Origin of the sequence: Jiangella muralis (assembly GCF_001270745.1) — a bacterium.
Taxonomy (GTDB): Bacteria; Actinomycetota; Actinomycetes; order Jiangellales; family Jiangellaceae; genus Jiangella; species Jiangella muralis.
This window is the reverse complement of the sequence record NZ_LFXL01000031.1, coordinates 112,524-133,289: the sequence shown is the minus strand read 5'-3', so window position 1 is coordinate 133,289 and position 20,766 is coordinate 112,524. Positions and strand designations below refer to the sequence as shown.

Sequence of the window (20,766 nt, the reverse complement as noted above, 5' to 3'; positions counted from 1 at the left end):
GGCTGGACTCGCCACCCGCGGAATCGCCCGAAGCCGGCCGTTCTGTGTTCGGGAGGAGAGTGACACCTGGTGGCCGTCAGTCGCGAGCCTGAGTTCCGTACCACTCGTATGCGTGAGGGCTATGACCTCGACGCCGTCGACGACTTCGTCGATCTGGTGATCGACGCGCTCGATGGCCGGCCCTCGGGGCGCAGTGTGACGCCGGAGCAGATCGAGGCCGAGGAGTTCAAGGTCGTCCGCATGCGTGAGGGCTACGTCATGGACGACGTCGACGACTGGCTCGACGTCGCCGCGACGGAGCTGCGAGCGCGCCGTAAGGCGGCCGCGCAGCAGTCGCAGCAGCACCAGCAGGTGCCGGCGAACGCGTACGCGCAGGGCGCCGGGCTCCCGCCGGGATCGCCCGGCCTGCCCGCCGGCGCGCCGTCCATGGGCGCCCCGGCCGCGCCGCCGGTGGCGCAGCCGCCCGCCGCGCCGCCGGTCATGCCGCCGCCCGCGGCCGCCGGCTACGGCCAGCCGCCCGCCCCGGCCGGCCCGCCGTCGAACCCGTCCTACCAGGCGGCCTACTACGACACCTCGCACGGCACAGCGCACGGCAACAGCCAGTACGACACCCAGGCGTACGACCCGCTGACAGACTCCGCGGTGAGCGAACTCGATCCCGTGCTGCGCGCGCTCGACCCGTCCTACGGCCAGACGCCCCCGCCGGCCGCGCCGCCGCAGCAGCAGGAGCAGTACCAGCGGGCGCCCGAGCCGGGCCCCGAAGACGCCTCGCTGGCGCCGTCCAGCACGCCGTCGACCGGCCTGCACCACATCGAGATCTGGGTCCGCGACCTCGACGCCGCCACCCGCTCGTTCGGCTGGCTGTTCGAGCGGCTGGGCTGGACGCTGTTCCAGGCGTGGGAGAACGGCCGGTCCTGGCAGGCGCCGGGCGGCGGCCCGTACGTCGTCATCGAGTGCTCGCCCGACCTCAGCTGGGTCGCCTACGACCGCAAGGCCCCCGGCCTGAACCACCTGGCGCTGGCGGTGCCGGAGCAGTGGATGGTCGACCGCATCGTGTCCGAGGCGCCTTCGTACGGCTGGCACCTGATGTTCGCCGACCGCCACCCGCACGCCGGCGGCCCGCACCACTACGCGGCCTACATGGAGAACGAGGACGGCTACGAGGTCGAGGTCGTCGCGCCCTAGCGGCCGAGGTACGCGCCGCCGTTCACGTGCAGCACCTGGCCGGTGACGTGCCCGGCGGCGGGCGCCGCGAGGTACTGGACGGCCGCCGCGACGTCCTCGGTGGTGCCCTCGCGCTTGGTCATGGTCTCGCCGACCAGGCGCTCGCGGCGGGCGTCGGTGAGCCGGCCGCGGAAGAACTCGGTGCCGACGGTGAGGCCGGGGGAGACGACGTTCACGGTGACGCCGCGCGGCCCGATCTCGGCCGCCAGCGACGCCGTCCACGCCTCGATCGCCGCCTTGGCCGCGCCGTAGTCGCCGCCACCACGCCGGGCGGCGATGGACCCGATGGTGACGATGCGCCCGCCGGACGGCATCCGCGGCAGCAGCGCCGTGGTGACCAGCACCGCCGTCAGCACGTTGGCGTCGAAGTTGGCCCGCCAGGCCGCCGCTTCGGCGGCGAGGTCGCCGGGCTCCGGCGCCGGTTGGCCCATGCCGGTGTTGCCGCCGGCCGCGTTGACCAGGACGTCGATCGTGGCGGGCAGCCGGTCCAGCGCCTCGGTGACGGCGGCCGGGTCGGCCGCGTCGAAGTCGACCGCGCTGCTCCTGGGGCCCAGCCCGGCGACCGCCTCGTCCAGCTTCGAACGCCGCCGCCCGGTCACGACGACGGTGTCGCCGGCGGCCGCGAAGCCCGCGGCCACGGCCCGTCCGATGCCGGTGCCGCCGCCGGTGACGACGATGGTGCGTGTAGTCATCGAAAACTCCTTAAGCGCTAAACTATCTCCGTGGAGAGAATACCCGGCGATGACGGCTCCGACCGCATCCAGGCGGCCTGGCGCCGCGAACTGCCCGGCGTTCCGGTCGAGTCGATCGGCGTCATCACCCGCGTGTGGCGGATCGGCCAGCTGCTGGCCGACGAGCGCCGCCGCACGCTGGACCGGCTGGGCATCGACAACCCGACGCTCGACCTGCTCAGCACGTTGCGCCGCAGCGGTGCGCCGTACCGGCTGACGCCCGGGCAGATCGCCGCGCGCAGCTTCGTCACCGCCGGGGCCGTGTCGCAGCGCATCGCCCGGGCCGAGGCGGCCGGGCTGGTGCGGCGCGAACGGTCCGCGGCGGACGGCCGTTCGGCGGTCGTCGTCCTCACCGACGAGGGGCGGGCGCTGAACGAGCGGGTCGTCGCCGACCTGCTGCGGCACGAGGAGACTCTGCTCGACGGCATCGACGCCGCCCAGCGCGCGGCTCTGGCCGGGCTGCTCAAGACGCTGCTGGGCGACCTCACCCAGCGGTTCGGTGCGGAGGACCGGCCGGGGGCCGATGTACCGTAGCCCCCTATGAAGGTGCTGATCTCGGCCGATATGGAAGGGGCCACCGGCGTCACCTGGCCCGCCGACGTCGAGCCGGGGACGGAGCAGTGGCAACGCTGCCGGACGATGTTCACGTCCGACGTCAACGGCGCCATCGCCGGCCTGTTCGAGGGCGGCGCCGACGAGGTGCTGGTCAACGAGGCACACGCCACCATGCGCAACCTGCTGCTCGAGCAGCTGGACGAGCGCGCGACCATGATCACCGGGCGGCACAAGGCGCTGACGATGGTCGAAGGCATCCAGAGCGGCGACGTCGACGGCGTCGTCTTCCTCGGCTACCATGCGGGCGCCGGCGCCGAGGGCGTCCTGGCGCACACGTACCTGCCGAACTCCATCACCGGGGTCTGGGTCGACGGCGAGCCGGCCAGCGAGGGCCGGCTGAACGCGCTGGTCGCGGCCGAGTACGGCACGCCGGTCATCCTCGTCACCGGCGACGACCGCGCCTGCGCCGACGCCGTCACGTACGCGCCGCTGGCCCGCACCGTCGCCGTCAAGGACTACGTGTCACGGTACGCGGCCCGCTGCCGCCCGCCGGCGCGCACGTTCGAGGACGTCCGCGCCGAGGCGAAGGCGGCCGCCGCGCTCGCCCTCCGGCACGAACCGGCCACGGGCCGCGGGCCGTACACCGTCGAGATCGAGGTCGACGCCACCCAGCTGGCCGACTTCGCCGGTATGGTCCCGACGGTGGAACGCGTCGCCGAGCGCCGGGTGCGCTACACCGCCGCGACCGCGCACGACCTCATCCGCTGCTTCAAGGCGGTCACGACCCTGATCTCCAACGGCATCGAGAACCACTATGGCTGACCCCGACGTCCTGACCCTCGCCGCCGACCTCATCCGCATCGACACCACCAACCCGGGCGACGGCACCGGCCGGGAGCGGCCCGCCGCCGAGTACGTCGCGGCGAAGCTGGGCGAGGCCGGCATCGACGCCACGCTGATCGAGTCGGCGCCCAACCGCGCCAACGTCGTCGCCCGCATCGAGGGCAGCGACCCCGGCCGCGACCCGATCCTCGTCCACGGTCACCTCGACGTCGTCCCGGCCGAGGCGGCCGACTGGTCGGTGCACCCGTTCTCCGGTGAGGTCCGCGACGGCATGCTGTGGGGCCGCGGCGCCATCGACATGAAGGGCATGGACGCGATGATGCTCGCCGTCGCGCGGGCCTGGGCACGCGAGGGCCGCCGGCCGGCCCGCGACGTCGTCCTCGCGTTCACCGCCGACGAGGAGGCCAGCGCCGCGCACGGCTCGACCTGGCTGGTCACCAAGCACGCCGACCTGTTCGAGGGCGTCACCGAGGGAATCAGCGAGTCCGGCGGCTACACCTTCCACGCAGGCGGGACGCGGCTGTACCCCGTGTCTGCCGGTGAGCGGGGGACCGCCTGGCTGCGGCTGACGGCGCGCGGCCGGGCCGGGCACGGGTCGCGCGTCAACGGCGACAACGCGGTGGCCGCGCTGGCCGGGGCGGTGCACCGGCTGGCCGAGTACGAGTGGCCGGTGCGGCTGACGCGGACGGTGCGTGCGTCGCTGGAGTCGATCGGCGCCGCCCTGGGCGTGCCGGTCGACCTCTCCGACGTCGCCGGGACGATCGCGCGGTTCGGCGAAGCGCGCGAGCTGGTCGAGGCCGTCCTGCGCAACAGCACCAACCCGACCGTGCTGAGCGCCGGCTACAAGGTGAACGTCATCCCCGAGACCGCGACGGCGCTGGTCGACGGCCGGGTCGTGCCCGAGGCCCGCGACGAGTTCGAGGCCACCGTCACGTCTCTGGTGGGGCCGGACGTGAGCTGGGAGTACGAGCACGCCGAGGTCGCGCTGTCCGCCGACCCCGCGTCGCCGACGTTCGCCGCGATGGCCGGCGCGCTGCTGGCCGAGGACCCGGGCGCGCACGTCGTCCCCGTCTGCATGGCCGGCGGCACCGACGCGAAGCAGTTCTCCCGGCTCGGCATCACCGGCTACGGCTTCTCGCCGCTGCGGCTGCCGCCCGACCTCGACTACTCGGCCCTGTTCCACGGCGTCGACGAGCGCGTGCCCGTCGACGCGCTGGAGTTCGGCGTCCGGGTACTTGACCGGTTCCTGACCACCTGACCTCGTCTTTCTCCCTGGGGGAGTCCGTGCCCGAATCCGCACCGTACGGTAGCTGGCCGTCGCCGGTGACCGCCGAGATCGTCGCCGAGAACGACGGCCGGCCCGGCTGGGTGAGCCATGCCGGCGACGCGCTGTGGTGGACCCTGCCGCAGCCGGCGGAGGGCGGACGGGTCGCGCTGCTGCGGCTGCCGCCGGGCGCCGACGAGCCCGAGATGGTGCTGCCGGCGCCGTGGAACGTGCGCACCCGCGTGCACGAGTACGGCGGGCTGGCGTACGTCGCTCTCGCCGACGGCGCCGTCGTGTTCGCCGAGTTCTCCGACCAGCGGCTGTACCGGTTCCTCCCGGGTTCCGGCGACGATCCCGTGCCGCTGACGCCGTCGCCCGCGATCCCCTCGGGGCTGCGGTACGCCGAGCCGGTGCCGGCGCCGTCGGGCACCGAGATCTGGTGCATCCGCGAGGAGCACACGGGCCCGGCTCCGACGGACCTGCGGCGGGCGCTGGTGGCGGTGCCGCTGGACGGCTCCGGCGACGTGCGGGTGCTGGTCGAGGACACCCACTTCCTCGCCTGCCCGCGGCCGTCGCCGGACGGGCAGCGGCTGGCGTGGATCGGCTGGGAGCACCCGGACATGCCGTGGGACGGCACGCTCGTGCGGGTCGCGCCCGTGGCGCCGGACGGGTCCGTGGGCGCGCCCGTGACCGTCGCCGGCGGGGAGTCGGAGTCGATCCCGCAGATCGAGTGGGAGACACCGGACGCGCTGCTCGCCGCGTCCGACCGGACCGGCTGGTGGAACCTGCACCGCGTCCGGCTCGACGGCTCCGAGCCGGAGGTGCTGGGGGAGCGGGCCGAGGAGTTCGCCGGGCCGCTCTGGCAGCTGGGGCTGCGCTGGTTCGCACCGCTCGGCGACGGTGAGGTGGCGGTGATCCGCGGCCGGGCGTCGGCGCGGCTGAACCTGCTCGACACCACGACCGGCCTGCTCTACGACCTGCTCGAGGACGCTCACACCGAGTGGGCGCCGACACTGGCGGTGTCCGGACGCACGGTGTACGGCGTAGCTGCCTCGCCGGTGTCGCCGTTCGAAGTGGTCGCGGCGTCCGTCGGCACGGTGTCGGCGGTGGCGCGGTCGACGCTGCCCGTGCCGGCGACGTCGCTGCCGCGGCCGCAGCCGCGGACGTTCGCCGGGACGGGCGGGCGCGACGTCCACGCCATCGTCTACCCGCCCACGGGGTCGCGGTTCGGCGGCGTCGGCGGGGAGAAGCCGCCGTACGTCGTGTTCGTGCACGGCGGGCCGACCGGCCGGACGCCGATGGTGCACGACCTCGAGGTCGCCTACTTCACCAGCCGCGGCCTGGGCGTCGTCGAGGTCAACTACGGCGGGTCGACCGGGTTCGGGCGGTCCTACCGCGACCGGCTGCGCGAGCAGTGGGGCATCGTCGACGTCGAGGACTGCGTGGCGGCGGCGAAGGCGCTGGTCGACGAGGGGATCGCGGACGGCGCGCGGCTGGCGATCCGCGGTGGCTCGGCCGGGGGCTGGACCGCGGCGGCCGCGTTGGCGTTCACCGACGTGTTCGCCTGCGCGACGATCATGTACCCGGTGCTGGACCTGGTGGCGTTCCGCACCGGCGAGACGCACGACTTCGAGTCGCAGTACCTGGAGGGCCTGGTCGGGCCGTGGCCGGAGACGGAGGAGCGGTACCGCGAACGGTCGCCGATCAACGTCCCGGAGAAGTTCACCGTCCCGTTCCTGCTGCTCCAGGGGTTGGAGGACGAGGTCTGCCCGCCCGGCCCGACGGCACGGTTCGCGGAGCGGGTGGCAGAGCTCGGGGTGGAGCACGAGTACGTCGCATTCGAGGGGGAACAACACGGCTTCCGGCGCAAGGAGACGATCGTGACCGCACTGGAGAAGGAACTCGGGCTGTACGCCAAGGTCTTCGGGTTCACGGCCTCGTGACGGGGCGGCCGTCCGTGGTGCCGCTGCGGCGGCCCCGCCGCCTCGTCGAGGGCGACCGTGTCGCCGTCGTCGCCCCGGCCGGTCCGGTGCCGAAGGACCGGCTGGACTCGGGGTGCGCGATCCTGCGCTCCTGGGGCCTCGACGTCGTCGTCATGCCGCACGTGCTGTCCGTCCACCCCTCGTTCGAGTACCTCGCCGGCACCGACGCCGAGCGCGCCGCCGACCTGCAGGAGGCCTGGTGCTCGCCGGACTTCGCGGCGGTGCTGTGCGCGCGGGGCGGGTACGGCGTGCAGCGGGTGTCCTCGCTGCTGGACTGGACGGCGATGGCCGCGGCCGCGCCCAAGGCATTCGTCGGCTACAGCGACATCACGGCGCTGCACTCGGCCTTCGCGCGTCTCCTCGGAGTCGCGACGCTGCACGGCCCGATGATCGGGACGGAGGCGTTCGTCACCTCCCCGTCCACGGCCGAAGGGCTGCGGTCGATGCTGTTCGGCGGCGCGGCCGGCACCGTGCTGACGTCGCCGCCGGCCCGGGCGCTGGTCCCCGGGGTCGCGTCCGGCGTCACCGTCGGCGGATGCCTGGCGCTGGTGGCCGCCGAGATCGGGACGCCGACCGGGCTGCCGTCCGCCGCCGGGGCGCTGGTCCTGCTGGAGGACGTCGGGGAGAAGGCGTACCGGCTGGACGGGTTCCTCACCCATCTGCTGCGGTCCGGCTGGCTGTCCGGCGCGGCCGGCATCGCGCTGGGATCGTGGCACGACTGCGAGCCGGTGGAGGAGCTGCTGCTGGATCGGCTGGGTGGGCTGGGCGTGCCCGTGCTGACCGACCTGGGCTTCGGCCACGGCCCGGCCAGCATCACCGTCCCGCTGGGCGTGCCGGCGACGCTGGACGCCGAGGCCGGGACCCTGACCCTGGACGCCGACGCACTGGTCGAGCCGTAGCACCTGCTCGACACCTCCGTGCTGAGCGCCGTGACCATCGCCGAGCTGTCCTACGGCGTCGACGTCGACGACCCGGTCGAGCGACTGGCCCGAACACGGCGGCTGGAGCGGGCGCTCACCGCGTTCGAGATCTTGTCGTTCGGCGTCGAGGCTGCCCGGCTCCACGGAACCCTGGCGTCGCTCGTGCGGCACAACGGACGCGATCCTCGTCCCCGGCGCCTCGATCTGCAGATCGCCGCGACCGCGGGAATCCATGGCCTGCCCCTGCTGACGCGCAACCCGGCCGACTTCGCCGACGTCGTCCGCCTCGTCGAGGTGATCGAAATCTGAGGTGGGCGGCGGCCGGACGGGCTATCGTCCGGTGCTGTGAGCGCGTTGCTCTGGGGCCTGCTGGCCAGCTCGTCGCTGATCATCGGAGCGCTGATCGTCATGGCGCGGCCGCTGCCGCAGCGGGTGGTGGCGCTGGTCATGGCGTTCGGCGCCGGCGTCCTCATCAGCGCCGTCGCGTACGACCTCGTCCAGGACGCGTTCGAGCAGAGCAACGGCCGGGTGCTGCTCGCCGGCCTGACCGCCGGCGCCGTCACGTTCTACGCCGGTGACCTGCTGATCGACCGTCTCGGCGGTGCGGACCGGAAGCGCTCGACCGGCGTCCAGGCCGGTGGCGCGGGCACGGCGATCGCGTTCGGCACCGTGCTCGACGGCATCCCGGAGTCCGTGGTGCTCGGCACGACGCTGGCCGGTGGTGGCGGCGTCAGCGTGGCGATGCTGGCCGCGGTGTTCCTGTCGAACCTGCCCGAGGCGATGTCCGCTTCGGCCGGCCTGCTGAAGTCCGGCACGTCCCGCCGCTCCGTCCTCCTGCTGTGGCTGGGCACCACCGCCGTCGCCGGCGTCGCCTCGTGGGCCGGCTGGTACTTCGTCGGCTCGTCGGGCGGCGCCACGGTGGCGCTGGTGCAGGCGTTCGCGGCGGGCGCGCTGCTGACCATGCTCACCGACACGATGGTCCCCGAAGCCTACGAATTCGGTGGCCCGTCGACCGGCCTGGTGACGGTGCTCGGCTTCAGCGTGGCGTTCGGGTTGAGCACGCTCGCCTGACCTGCCCCCTTCCATGATCACCAACCTTTTGTGTCGTCCTGGCAGCTCAAAAGGTTGATGATCATGAGGCGCGGCGGGCTCAGTCGTCGCGGGGCTCGCGGTCGGCCAGGATCTCGTCGACGGCGGCCGGACACCACCGTCCGGGCGGCCCCGTCATAGCAGCGATACCAGCGGCCGTCCTGCCGGTCGGGAAAACTTGCCCGATAAGAAGATTTGCGTGATGTGCAAGAAGTCAGTTAGTGTCATCTTGCGGACGGGGCAGGCTGGTAGTTGCAGTCTCACATCGGAGTGGGCCGCGGCACACGTCGCTCTCAGGCTGTTCACAGGTTTGCCGTGGTGTTCTGACGTCGCTCTTCTCACACGCTTGGAGTCTTTGGTGGCGACATTCCTCTACCGGCTCGGCCGGTTCTCCTATCGGCGCCGCGGGGTGGTGCTGGCCATCTGGCTCGGCCTCGTCGCGCTCTTCGGGGTGGGCGCCTCGACGCTGTCCGGGCCCACGTCCGACACGTTCTCCATCCCCGGCACCGAGTCCCAGGAGGCGTTCGACCTCCTCGAGGAGCGGTTCCCGGGCGGCAACACCGACGGCGCCACGGCGCGTGTGGTGTTCGCCGCCCCCGACGGCCAGACGCTGACCGACCCGGCCAACCAGGCCGCGGTCGAGGACGTCCTCACCGATCTCTCGACGGCGCCGCAGGTCGCCGACGTGCCCGACCCGTTCGAGGCGGGCACCGTGTCCGAGGACGGCACCATCGCGTTCTCGCAGGTCACCTACGCCGTCCCGTTCTTCGACCTCACCGACGAGGCGCGCGAGGCGCTCACCGAGGCCGCCGATGTCGGCCGCGACGCCGGCCTGACGGTCGAGCTCGGCGGCGAGGCGGCCATGAGCGACGAGGAGCCGGCCGGCACCGAGATCATCGGCATCGGCGTCGCCGCCGTGGTGCTGATCCTCACGTTCGGCTCGCTGATCGCCGCCGGACTGCCGCTGCTCACCGCCATCCTCGGCATCGTCATCGGCATGTCCGCCATCACCGCGGCCAGCGGCTTCATGGACATCGGCTCCAGCACACCGACCCTGGCGCTGATGCTCGGCCTGGCCGTCGGCATCGACTACGCGCTGTTCATCGTGTCGCGGTTCCGGCACGAGCTGGCCGTCGGCCGCGACGGTGAGGAGGCGGCCGGCCGCGCCGTCGGCACCGCCGGGTCCGCGGTCGTGTTCGCCGGCCTCACCGTCATGATCGCGCTGGCCGGCCTGTTCGTCGTCAACATCCCGATGCTGACGGAGATGGGCCTGGCCGCCGCGCTCACCGTGGGCATCGCCGTCATCATCGCGCTCAGCCTGCTGCCGGCGCTGCTCGGCTTCGCCAAGCACCGGGTGCTGGGCGGCAAGATCCCGGGCCTGCGCCGGATCCGCGAGCGGGCGGACGACGACGGTAAGCCCACCTTGGGCCGGCGCTGGGCGAACCTGGTGACCCGGCGGCCGGTCGCCGTGCTCACCGTCGCCGTCGTCGGCATGCTGGCGCTCGCCGCGCCGCTGCTCGATCTGCGGCTCGGCCTGCCCGACGAAGGCAGCTCGCCGCCAGCCAGCACGCAGCGTCAGGCCTACGACCTCACCGTCGAGGGCTTCGGCGCCGGCTTCAACGGCCCGCTCATGGTGGTCGTCGACGGTGCCGACAGCCCCGACCCGCAGGCTGCCGCCGACGCCGTCGCGGCGTCGCTTCAGGACCTGGACGGCGTCGTGAGCGTCACGGAGCCCGTGCCGAACGAGGCCGGCGACACCGCGATCATCAACGTGGTGCCCGAGTTCGGCCCGGGCAGCGCCGAGACGGAGGATCTCGTCGCCGACATCCGCGACCAGGTCGGCGCCGTCGGCGACGATGCCGGCGCGGCCGTGTCGGTCACCGGCACCACGGCCATCAACATCGACTTCTCCGAGCGCATGGCCGAGGCGCTGCTGCCGTACCTGGCGCTCGTGGTCGGGTTGTCGTTCGTGCTGCTGATGCTGGTGTTCCGGTCGCTCCTGGTGCCGCTGAAGGCCGCGCTGGGCTTCCTGCTGACGATGGGCGCGACGTTCGGCGCCATCGTGGCGGTGTTCCAGTGGGGCTGGTTCAACGGAGTGCTGGGCATCGAGCAGACCGGGCCGATCATCAGCATGCTGCCGATCTTCCTCATCGGCGTCGTGTTCGGTCTCGCCATGGACTACCAGGTGTTCCTGGTCACACGGATGCGCGAGGAACACGTCCACGGCGCGTCGCCGACCGACTCCGTGGTCATCGGCTTCCAGCACGGCGCGCGAGTGGTGAGCGCCGCGGCCATGATCATGATCAGCGTGTTCGCCGCCTTCATCTTCGGCGGCGAGGACGTCATCATGCAGATCGGCCTCGCGCTGGCCGCCGCGGTCGCCTTCGACGCGTTCGTCGTCCGCATGACCATCGTGCCGGCGGTCATGACGCTGCTGGGCAGCCGGGCCTGGTTCCTGCCGCGCTGGCTGGACCGCCTGCTCCCGAACGTCGACGTCGAGGGTGAGAAGCTGGCCCGCCACCTCCGGGACGAGTCGGCACCCGCGCCGGAACCGGAGCCGGAGCCGGCGCAACGCTAGACCCCCGGTGAAAGAGGACGGGCGGCCGGACGGAGAGGTCCCGGCCGCCCGTCCGCCTGTCCGGCGTCGCTGCCGGCGCGGTGACGTAGACGCCAACTGTTGGCGAGGCCGTCAACACCCCTGATCACGACCGGGCACCCACCTGGCCGGCGCGCAACTTTTCTTACTCAGAACTTTTGCGGTATCTGCAATTTTTCGTTAAACTATTTGACATGACAGCCGAAGTGGGTCTGCGTGAGCGCAAGAAGGCGGCCACCCGTGCCGCCCTCGCCGGCGCCGCCAACCGGCTCGCCGTCGAGCTGGGGGTCGAGCACGTCACCGTCGAGGCCATCGCCGCGGCCGCCGACGTGTCGCCGCGGACGTTCCACAACTACTTCTCCAGTCGCGAGGAGGCCATTGTGGCCTCGATCATCGACTGGGCCGAGCGACTCACCGACGACATCGAGGCGCGGCCGGCCGACGAGCCGATCTGGGACAGCCTGCTGGCGGTGTTCATGGAGTCGGTCGAGGACGGCGCCGCGGCGCACGCCCGCATGATGGCACAGATCGAGATGGTGCTGGCCCATCCGTCGGTCATCGCGAACCAATTGGCCGCGCTCGACACCATGCGCCGCCGGTTCGCCGAGGCCATCGCCGTCCGCACCGGCACCGACACCGCCCGCGACCTCTACCCGCACCTCATCGCGGGCGCCGCCGGGCTGGCGTTCAAGACGGCCGTCGACATCTGGGCGTCCGGGCCGCCCGAGCGCTCGCTGCACGAGCTGGTGGCCGACGGGTTCGCGCAGATCAGGGCCGGGCTGCCGCAGCCGGGTCGGTGACCGCCAGAGCGTAGTGGCAGGCCACCTGGGTGGCCGTCCCACCGGCCAGCACGCCGAGGTCGGCGCCGCGGCAGGCGCCGTCGACACCGGCGGCGGCCGCGGCGCCGGACGCGAGCACCGGGCAGCGCAGGTGGAACCGGCAGCCGGACGGGATCCGGGTCGGGTCGGGCGGCTCGCCCTGCAGCACGACGGGTGAGCCGGGCGCGTCCGGCAGCACCGACAGCAGCGCCTGCGTGTACGGGTGCTCAGGCGCGGTCAGGATCTTCTCCACCGGCCCGGTCTCGACGATCCGGCCCAGGTACATGACGGCGACCCGGTCGGCGATGTTCCACGCCAGCCCGAGGTCGTGCGTGACGACGAGCGCGGCCAGCCCGAGTTCGTCCCGCAGCCGCAGCATGAGCGCCAGGATCTCGCCGCGCACCGACGCGTCGAGGGAGGCGACCGGCTCGTCGGCGACGATCACGTTCGGGTCCAGTACCAGCGCGCCGGCGATGACGACGCGCTGCCGCTGCCCGCCCGACAGCTCGTGCGGGAAGCGCAGGAAGAACCGTTCCGGCGGACGCAGCCCGGCCCGCGACAGCGCGTCCGCGACCCGCTCCCGCTCGTTCGGCACGTCGCCGTGGATGCGAAGCCCTTCGGCGACGGCGTCGTAGACGGTGTGCCGCGGGTTCAGCGAGCCGCTCGGGTCCTGCAGGACGAGCTGGACGTCGCGGCGGAACGCCTTGAGCGCCTTCGAGGTGTAGGCCAGGGGAGTGCCGCGGTGCAGCACCCGGCCCGAGGTCGGCTTCTCCAGTCCGAGCAGCGTCCGCGCCAGCGTCGTCTTCCCGCAGCCGGACTCGCCGACGAGCGCGACGATCTCGCCCGGCGCGATGTCGAGGTTGACGCCGTCGACGGCGCGGGCACGGCCGCCGCCCCGGCGGGCCTCGAACTCGACGTGGACGTCCTCGGCGGCCAGAATCGGTGCACTCCGTGTCGGCTCGCTCACGCGGACTCCTTCGCCACCAGGGACAGCCCTTCGTCGGGGAGGACGCGGACGCGGGCGCCCCGCCGCTCGCCGGCGCCGGCCGGCCACAGCGACGGGTCGACGGCGTCGCAGTGCTCCAGCCGCACGGCGCAGCGCGGATGGAACGCGCAGCCGGACGGCAGGTCGGCCGGGTCGGGTGGGTCGCCCGCCAGCCCCTGCGGCCGCCGTCGCGACGCCGGGTCGCCGATGCGCGGGAACGCCGCCGCCAGCGCCTCGCCGTACGGGTGCCGGGCCGCGCCGAACACCGCCGCGGCCGGCCCCTCCTCGACGATCCGCCCGGCGTACATGACGGCCAGCCGGTCGCAGGTGTCGGCGAGGACGGACAGGTCGTGGCTGATCATCAGCAGGCTGATGCCCTGCTCGGCGACCAGCGACTCGATCAGGGTCAGGATCTGCGCCTGGATCATGACGTCCAGCGCCGTCGTCGGCTCGTCGGCGACGATCAGCTGCGGGTCGCAGGCCAGCGCCATCGCGATCATCACCCGCTGCCGCTGCCCGCCGGACAGCTCGTGCGGGTAGGCGTCGGCGCGCCGGGCCGGCAGGCCGACCTGCTCCAGCAGTTCGCCGGTCTTCCGCCGGACCTCGGCGTCGGTGGCCTTCGAGTGCAGCCGGATCGGCTCGGCGATCTGCGCGCCGATCCGCTGGACGGCGTTCAGCGAGTGCATGGCGCCCTGGAAGACGATCGACGCGCCGGCCCAGCGGACCGCTCGCAGCCGCCCCCACGGCATCGTCAGGATATCCTCACCATTGAAACGGATTTCACCGGTGAAGCGGGCGGTCCCCGGCAGCAGCCGCAGCAGCGCGAGCGCCATCGTCGACTTGCCGCAGCCGGACTCGCCGGCCAGCCCGAGCTTCTGGCTGGCCTCCAGCGCGAAGGACACGCCGCGGACGGCCGGCACGTCGCCGCCGGCGGTCCGGTAGGTCACGGTCAGGTCCTCGACCTCGAGCAGGGCCATCAGCGGCGCTCCCTCAGCTTCGGGTTCAGTACGCCCTCGATGGCCCGGCCGACCAGCGTGAAGGCGAGCACGACCAGCACGATCGCGATGCCCGGCGGCAGGATGTACCACCACATGCGGGAGCTGACGGCGCCGACGTCGCGCGCCGCCTGGATGGTCGCGCCCCACGACGCCGTCGTCGGGTCGCCCAGCCCCAGGAACGCGAACGTCGACTCGACCAGGATCGCCGTCCCCACCATCAGCGTCGTCTGCGCCAGCACGATCGGCATCACGTTCGGCATCACGTGGTTCGACATGACGTGCAGGTGCCCGCCGCCCAGCGCCTTGGCCCGCTCGATGTACGGACGCGCCTCGACGGCGAGCGTCTGGGCCCGCACCAAGCGGGCCGTCGTCGGCCAGGACGTCACCCCGATCGCCACGATGATCGTCGTGAGGCTGCGGCCCATGACCGCGGCCAGCACGACGCCCAGCACCAGCGACGGCATGACGAGGAACCAGTCGGTCACCCGCATCAGCACCATCGACGGCCAGCCGCCGAAGTGCCCCGCCAGGATCCCGAACAGGGTGCCGAACGTGATCGAGATGAACGTCGCCCAGAACCCGACCGTCAGCGAGACCCGCGACCCCCAGATGATCATGTCGATCATCGAGCGGCCGGAGCGGTCCGTGCCCAGCGGGAAGTCCGCGCTCGGCCCCTCCAGCGGCGACCCCGGCGGACGGGTGACGCTCAGCGCGTTGTCGGCCGTGATGACCGGCGCCAGCAGCGCCGTCAGCACGAACAACGCCAGCACGACCAGCCCGAACACGCCGGCCTTGTTCTGCCGGAACTGCGACCAGAACCGCGCGACGGTGCGCCGGCGCCGCGCCCACACGAGGGCGTTCACGGCCGCACTCGCGGGTCGAGGACGGGGTAGAGCAGGTCGGCCACCAGGTTCATCAGGATCACCGCCGCGGAGAACAGGATGAACAGCCCCTGCACCAGCGGCAGGTCCGGCACGCTCAGCCCGGAGTAGAACAGCTGGCCCAGGCCCGGCCAGCTGAAGATCGTCTCGACCAGCACCGCGCCGAACACGACGAAGCCGAGGTTGACGAAGATCAGCGTCACGGTCGGCAGCAGCGCGTTCGGGACGGCGTGCCGGCGGCGCACGACGATGTCGCGCAACCCCTTCGCGCGCGCCGTCACGATGTAGTCGCTGCCCATCTCGTCCAGCAGCGACGACCGCATGATCATCAGGTACTGCGCGTAGACCACCGCCACCAGCGTGGCCAGCGGCAGCACCATGTGGTGCGCGACGTCCGGGATGCGTTCCCAGCCCTCGACGCCGGTGCTCTCCATGCCGCTGGTGGGGAACCAGCCGAGGCCGGAGGCGAAGATCACGATGAGGATGAGCCCCAGCCAGAAGCTCGGCACCGACCACAGCGTCAGCGCGACGCCGGTGTTGACGCGGTCGCTGAGGCTGCCGTGGTTCCAGGCGCCGCGGACGCCGAGCCACAGCCCGAGCGCCGCAGAGATCACCACGCTGGTGCCGACCAACAGCACCGTCGGCCAGATCCGGTCGCTGATGAGATCGGTGACCGGCCGGTTGAACTGGAACGACTCGCCGAAGTCCAGCCGCAGCGCGCCGGTCAGGTACGACCAGAACTGCTCGGCCAGCGACTTGTCCAGGCCGAAGTCGCGGCGCAGTTGCTCCTGCTGCTCGATGCTCACCGGACGGCCGTGCGTCATCGTCCGCACGGGGTCGCCCGGGATGACGCGGAACAGGAAGAAGCTGGTCAGGATGACGGCGAAGAGCGAGATCAGCGACCCGCCGAGCTTCTCGCCGTAGTACCGGAGCCTGCGCCGGACGCCGGACCGGTCCCGCACGCTCGGGGTGAGTTGCGGGACCGGTGCGGTCGGCAGTGCCGAATCAGCCATCCGGCCGCTATTCGCGGTCGTCGGCGGTGGTCGTCCGCCGGCGGAGCAGCAGTACGACCAGCAGCAGCACGACGACCGCGGCTGCGACGATGCCGATGATCAGCCCGGTGTTCGAGCCGCCGTCGTCGTCGCTGCCGCCGTCATCGGAGCCGCCGGCGGCGTCGTCCTCCTCGCCGACGGGGACCGCGGACCACCAGCTCCAGTAGCCGTCCTGGCCGTAGTAGTTGCCGCCCGGGTCCGGCTGCGGGGTCATCGACGCGATGACGTCGCTGCGGTAGGCCTCGAGCGCGTCGGCGTAGCCCCAGACCACGAAGACGTTGTCGTCGTACAGCGTCTGCTGCATCTCCTTGACGATCTCCGCGCGGGCGTCGACGTCGAGCTCGGACAGCTGCTCGGCGTAGAGCTGGTCGTAGGCGTCGTTGCAGTAGTAGGCGTCGGACAGGTACGGCCCGCCGAGCTCCGTCGGGAGCCCGCTGCACAGGTTGATCGACAGGACGTAGTTCGGGTCCGGGTTGACGTTCCAGCCGGTGGTCAGGATGTCGTAGGTGCCCTCGTCGAGCAGCGAGCCGACCTCGGACACCGGCTCGACCCGCAGTTCCATGCCGGCCTCGCGGGCCCACTCGGCCATCATCTCGGCCGCCTGGATGTACTGCGGGTTGTCGCCGTGCACGTTGAAGCGGAACGACAACGGCCGCCCGTCGGGGCCGACGCGGATGCCGTCGCCGCCGGGCGCGTACCCGGCCTCGTCGAGCAGCCGGTTCGCCTCGTCGATGTCGAACGCGGTCTGCTCGTCCTCCGACGGCTCCCAGTGGAAGGTGTCGTAGCGCGACGGGATGTAGCCGCCGTTGGCCTCGCCGAGGCCGCCGTACGCGACCTCGTAGATGGCGTCGCGGTCGATGGTGTGCACCAGCGCCTCTCGGACGACGGGGTCCTGCAGCGCCGGGTGCCCGTCGCCGAACGGGGTGCCGTCCTGCAGCCGGGCGCCGGGGTTCAGCGTGATGGCCTGGAACCGCTTGCCCTTGGCGGCGCTGACGGTGATGTTCTCCTCGCTCTGCAGCGACTGGTACTGCGCCGGCGTCAGGTTGAACACGAAGTCGACCTCGCCGCTGCGCAGCGCCTCGACCTGTGCGTCCGGGTCGTCGATGTAGCGCAGGATCAGCTGGTCGAACTTCGGCTCGCCGCGCCAGTAGTCCGGGTTGGCCTCCAGCGTGACCGACACGTTCGGCTCGTAGGCGGTGAGGATGAACGGGCCGCTGCCCACGATCGGGAACTCGGTGTCATTGTTGAACGCCCCGAAGTCGTCGACCTGCGACCAGATGTGTTCCGGCAGGATCGGCACGTCCAGCGCGAGCATGGTGACCTGCGGCTCGTTGAGGACGATCTCGACGGTCTGCTCATCGGTGGCGGTGACGGAGGCGAAGTTCTCGACGAAGTTGCCGTTCGCCTCGGCGGCGGCCGGGTCCGTCATCATCGTGTTGAACGTCCACGCGACGTCGTCGGCGGTGACCGGCTCGCCGTCGGTCCAGGTGGCGTCCTCGCGGAGGTTGTAGGTCCAGGTGAGTCCGTCCTCGGACGTTTCCCAGGACTCCGCCAGCGCCGGGATCGTCTCACCGGTCTTCGGGTCATAGTTGGTGAGGAAGTCGTACATCCAGCGGCCGATGTTGGTCGTCAGCAGCCGCACCGCGATGAACGGGCTGAGCGAGTCGACCTCCTGCGACACCGCGATCGTCAACGACGTCGGCTCCGCGTCGTCGGTCGCGTCGTCCGTGGCGGCGTTCGCGGGCAGCCCCGCGGCCGCCAGCCCGGACACGGCCAGCCCGGCGGCCGCGATGCCGGCGGCGAACCTTGCGGCCCTTCCTCGACGGGTCCGGTGGCCGCCGGATGCCCGCTCGGGGTGCTGCGTCCGGTGCGTTCGGACGCGGGGAACGGATGTCGCCATGGGGGTACCTCGCATTCGACACGCAGAGAGTCGCGCCAGTAGACCTATTGGCCGGTTGGTCTACCACTGGCCCGGATGTGGCGTCAATGGTCTGGACCTCTGGCGCGGGTGAATGTCCAGCGGCCTTTGCGGGATCGAAACCGAACGGCAGATCTTCCCGTGACTCCGGAAACATTCAGGACATTCGACTGTGTGGCGCGGAAACGACTGGAAACGGACGCGTTTGCGTGCGTTGCCCGGAAATGCGCCGCCCTGCGAGGGCGATGGGACCCGCCCTCTTCATGATCATCCACGTTTCGGGGTGTGATAGCGACCAAAAAGGTTGATGATCATGAAGAAGGCGGCGACCGGCCGGGGCGGCACGATCACCCTTCTCTCAGGTTCGCCGTGGAGAATGGGGCCATGCCTAGCGTCCGCGACGTCGTCATCCTGGGTTCGACCGGGTCGGTGGGCACGCAGGCCATCGACGTGATCAGGCGGAATCCGGACCGGTTGCGGGTCACCGGGCTGGCCGCGGGCGGGTCCGACCCGGCGCAGCTGGCCAGGCAGGCGCTGGAGCTGGGCGCCGAGACCGTGGCCGTGGCGAAGGCGGGCGCCGCTGAGGACCTGCTGCTCGCCTTCTATCAGGAGGCCAGGAACAGCGGTTACGAGTCGGGCCAGTACCGCGTCCCTAAGGTCCTCGCCGGCCCCGACGCGGCGGCGGAGCTGGCGGCCACGCAGGAGGCCGACGTCGTGTTGAACGCCGTCACGGGGTCGATCGGCCTGGCTCCGACGCTGGCGGCCCTGGACGCGGGGCGGATGCTGGCGCTGGCCAACAAGGAGTCGCTCATCGCGGGCGGGCCGCTGGTGAAAGCCAGGGCCAAGCCCGGCCAGATCGTCCCGGTCGACAGCGAGCACAGCGCGCTCGCCCAGTGCCTGCGCTCCGGAAGCCCGCAGGAGGTGCGGAAGCTGGTCCTGACGGCGAGCGGCGGCCCGTTCCGCGGCCGCACCCGCACACAACAGCAGGACGTGACGCCGGAGCAGGCGCTCGCGCACCCCACCTGGAACATGGGGCCGGTCGTCACCATCAACTCGGCGAACCTGGTCAACAAGGGGCTGGAGCTGATCGAGGCGCACCTGCTCTTCGACGTCCCGTTCGAGGCGATCGAGGTGGTGGTGCACCCGCAGTCGATCGTGCACTCGATGGTCGAGTTCATCGACGGGTCGACGATCGCGCAGGCGAGCCCGCCCGACATGCGCATCCCCATCGCCCTCGCGCTGTCCTGGCCCGATCGCGTCACCGACGCCGCGCCCGCGTGCGACTGGACGACAGCCTCGACGTGGGAGTTCGAGCCGCTCGACAACGAGGCGTTCCCGGCGGTCGAGCTGGCCAGGGCGGCGGGGCAGCGAGGCGGCCTGGCGCCCGCCGTCTACAACGCCGCGAACGAGGAATGCCTGGCCGCGTTCGTCGCCGGCCGGCTGCCGTTCGTGGGCATCGTCGACACCATCGACCGTATCCTTGACGAGTACGGTGGTGGTGACGCACGCAGCGTCGACGACGTGGCGGCCGCGGAGCACTGGGCCAGGGCCCGGGCGCGCGAGCTCGCCGGATCGGAAGAGGAACACTGATGGACCTGCTCGCCGTCGTCGGCATCCTGCTGTTCGCGGTCGGGCTCGTCGTCTCGATCGCACTGCACGAGATCGGCCACCTCGTGCCGGCCAAGCTGTTCGGCGTCAAGGTCAGCCAGTACATGATCGGCTTCGGCCGCACGGTGTGGTCGCGCAAGCGGGGCGAGACGGAGTACGGCGTCAAGGCCATCCCGCTGGGCGGCTTCATCCGCATGATCGGCATGTTCCCGCCCGAACCCGGCGGCGACGGCAGCACGCTGCGGCAGTCCAGCACCGGCCTGTTCCAGACGATGGCCCGCGACGCCCGCACCGCGTCGCGCGAGGAGATCGGCCCCGGCGACGAGAACCGCGTCTTCTACCGCAAGGCGTGGTGGAAGAAGCTCATCATCATGCTCGGCGGCCCGGCCATGAACGTCGTGCTGGCGATCGTGCTGGCCGGCGGCGTGCTGATGACGTTCGGCAACCCCGACAAGCCGGTGTTCGCCCCGGTGGTCAGCGTCGTCAACGAGTGCGTCATCCCGGCGTCGGAGAACCGCACCGAGTGCGGCGACACCGACCCCGCGGCGCCCGCCGCCGCGGCCGGCCTGCTGCCCGGCGACCGCGTCCTCGAGATCGAGGGCAACGCCGTCACCAGCTGGACCGAGGTCTCCGCCGCCATCCAGGACGCCGGCGCCGGCCCGATGCCCATGGTCATCGAGCGCGACGGACAGCGCATGGAGCTCGCGCCGGACCTCATCATGGCCGAGCGGCCCGACCCCGACGGCGCCGAGGGCGCCACCGTCGACACCAGTTTCCTCGGCATCGCCCCCACGCTCGACCACTTCGAGCAGGAGGACGTCGGCGGCACGCTCGCGTGGACCGGCGGCTTCATCAGCAACACCGCCGAGGCCATGTCGCGCATCCCGCAGCGCATGGTCGACGTGTGGGACGCGGCGTTCGGGGGCGGCGAGCGCAACCCCGAGACGCCGGTCAGCATCGTCGGCGCGGGCCGCATTGGCGGCGAGATCGCGTCGGCCGACGGGCTCACCGCGGCGCAGCGGGTGGCCACGTTCATCATGATGCTGGCCTCGTTCAACATGGCCATCGCCATCTTCAACCTGGTGCCGCTGCTGCCGCTGGACGGCGGCCACGCGGCCGGCGCCATCTGGGAGGCCATCAAGCGGGCCTTCGCCAAGGTGTTCCGCCGGCCCGAGCCGCAGCCGGTCGACGTCGCCAAGGCGCTGCCGCTGGCCTACGGCGTCGCCGTCGTGCTGATCGGCATGAGCGCGCTGCTGATCTACGCCGACCTCGTCAACCCCGTCCGGCTACTGGGCTAGGAGA

Annotated in this window: 18 protein-coding genes; 12 read left to right on the top strand and 6 right to left on the bottom strand. The window is 72.0% G+C overall.

Features of this window, described 5'->3' with window-relative positions; genetic code table 11:
• The first annotated feature begins 69 nt into the window (after positions 1-69).
• A complete protein-coding gene (locus tag ACW62_RS33385) occupies positions 70-1,185 on the top strand; it encodes a DivIVA domain-containing protein (RefSeq protein WP_276202970.1) in 1,116 nt (371 codons plus the stop codon).
• On the opposite strand, the gene ACW62_RS24935 is transcribed toward ACW62_RS33385, so the two are convergent.
• A complete protein-coding gene (locus ACW62_RS24935) occupies positions 1,182-1,916 on the bottom strand; it encodes an SDR family oxidoreductase (RefSeq protein ID WP_053206810.1) in 735 nt (244 codons plus the stop codon). The genes ACW62_RS33385 and ACW62_RS24935 overlap by 4 nt on opposite strands.
• Positions 1,917-1,946: 30 nt before the next feature.
• Here ACW62_RS24935 and ACW62_RS24930 point away from each other — a divergent pair, with 30 nt between their 5' ends.
• The 9 genes from ACW62_RS24930 (at position 1,947) to ACW62_RS24890 (ending at position 12,004) form a co-directional block, all read left to right on the top strand.
• A complete protein-coding gene (locus tag ACW62_RS24930) occupies positions 1,947-2,489 on the top strand; it encodes a MarR family winged helix-turn-helix transcriptional regulator (protein ID WP_240477410.1) in 543 nt (180 codons plus the stop codon).
• 6 nt (positions 2,490-2,495) lie between these two features.
• Positions 2,496-3,332: a M55 family metallopeptidase gene (locus tag ACW62_RS24925; RefSeq protein WP_053206808.1), complete on the top strand. Its 837-nt coding sequence runs from the start codon at positions 2,496-2,498 to the stop codon at positions 3,330-3,332.
• Positions 3,325-4,611 (top strand): M20/M25/M40 family metallo-hydrolase, encoded by a 1,287-nt coding sequence (locus ACW62_RS24920; RefSeq protein ID WP_053206807.1) that lies wholly within the window; start codon positions 3,325-3,327, stop codon positions 4,609-4,611. The genes ACW62_RS24925 and ACW62_RS24920 overlap by 8 nt, the downstream gene beginning before the upstream one ends.
• A 26-nt stretch (positions 4,612-4,637) precedes the next feature.
• Positions 4,638-6,560, top strand: coding sequence for a dipeptidyl-peptidase 5 (locus ACW62_RS24915; RefSeq protein ID WP_205629578.1), 1,923 nt, complete (start codon positions 4,638-4,640; stop codon positions 6,558-6,560).
• Entirely contained in the window at positions 6,557-7,498 is a 942-nt protein-coding gene (locus ACW62_RS24910) for a S66 peptidase family protein (protein ID WP_053206805.1), read from the top strand. The genes ACW62_RS24915 and ACW62_RS24910 overlap by 4 nt, the downstream gene beginning before the upstream one ends.
• A 30-nt stretch (positions 7,499-7,528) precedes the next feature.
• A complete protein-coding gene (locus ACW62_RS24905) occupies positions 7,529-7,828 on the top strand; it encodes a PIN domain-containing protein (protein ID WP_205629577.1) in 300 nt (99 codons plus the stop codon).
• Between the two features lie 36 nt (positions 7,829-7,864).
• On the top strand, positions 7,865-8,590 hold the full coding sequence (locus ACW62_RS24900; protein WP_053206803.1) for a ZIP family metal transporter: 726 nt from the start codon (positions 7,865-7,867) through the stop codon (positions 8,588-8,590).
• A 376-nt stretch (positions 8,591-8,966) separates the two neighbouring features.
• Positions 8,967-11,186: an MMPL family transporter gene (locus ACW62_RS24895; protein ID WP_053206802.1), complete on the top strand. Its 2,220-nt coding sequence runs from the start codon at positions 8,967-8,969 to the stop codon at positions 11,184-11,186.
• Between the two features lie 212 nt (positions 11,187-11,398).
• Entirely contained in the window at positions 11,399-12,004 is a 606-nt protein-coding gene (locus ACW62_RS24890; protein ID WP_053206801.1) for a TetR/AcrR family transcriptional regulator, read from the top strand.
• On the opposite strand, the gene ACW62_RS24885 is transcribed toward ACW62_RS24890, so the two are convergent.
• The 5 genes from ACW62_RS24885 to ACW62_RS24865 are packed head-to-tail and all read right to left on the bottom strand — an operon-like array spanning position 11,973 to position 17,838.
• A complete protein-coding gene (locus tag ACW62_RS24885) occupies positions 11,973-12,989 on the bottom strand; it encodes an ABC transporter ATP-binding protein (protein ID WP_053206800.1) in 1,017 nt (338 codons plus the stop codon). The two genes, ACW62_RS24890 and ACW62_RS24885, sit on opposite strands and share 32 nt — an antisense overlap.
• Positions 12,986-13,984, bottom strand: a complete 999-nt coding sequence (locus ACW62_RS24880; RefSeq protein WP_053206799.1) for an ABC transporter ATP-binding protein — start codon at positions 13,982-13,984, stop codon at positions 12,986-12,988. Before ACW62_RS24880 ends, ACW62_RS24885 begins: the two co-directional genes overlap by 4 nt.
• Positions 13,984-14,868, bottom strand: coding sequence for an ABC transporter permease (locus tag ACW62_RS24875; protein ID WP_053206798.1), 885 nt, complete (start codon positions 14,866-14,868; stop codon positions 13,984-13,986). The genes ACW62_RS24880 and ACW62_RS24875 overlap by 1 nt, the downstream gene beginning before the upstream one ends.
• Positions 14,865-15,899 (bottom strand): ABC transporter permease, encoded by a 1,035-nt coding sequence (locus ACW62_RS24870; protein WP_053206797.1) that lies wholly within the window; start codon positions 15,897-15,899, stop codon positions 14,865-14,867. The genes ACW62_RS24875 and ACW62_RS24870 overlap by 4 nt, the downstream gene beginning before the upstream one ends.
• 7 nt (positions 15,900-15,906) lie before the next feature.
• Positions 15,907-17,838: an ABC transporter substrate-binding protein gene (locus tag ACW62_RS24865; protein WP_053206796.1), complete on the bottom strand. Its 1,932-nt coding sequence runs from the start codon at positions 17,836-17,838 to the stop codon at positions 15,907-15,909.
• A 402-nt stretch (positions 17,839-18,240) separates the two neighbouring features.
• Between ACW62_RS24865 and dxr the strand changes: the two genes are divergently transcribed.
• Positions 18,241-19,446, top strand: a complete 1,206-nt coding sequence (gene dxr / locus ACW62_RS24860) for a 1-deoxy-D-xylulose-5-phosphate reductoisomerase (RefSeq protein WP_053206795.1) — start codon at positions 18,241-18,243, stop codon at positions 19,444-19,446.
• Positions 19,446-20,762 (top strand): M50 family metallopeptidase, encoded by a 1,317-nt coding sequence (locus tag ACW62_RS24855; RefSeq protein ID WP_053206794.1) that lies wholly within the window; start codon positions 19,446-19,448, stop codon positions 20,760-20,762. The genes dxr and ACW62_RS24855 overlap by 1 nt, the downstream gene beginning before the upstream one ends.
• The last annotated feature ends 4 nt before the right edge of the window (positions 20,763-20,766 follow it).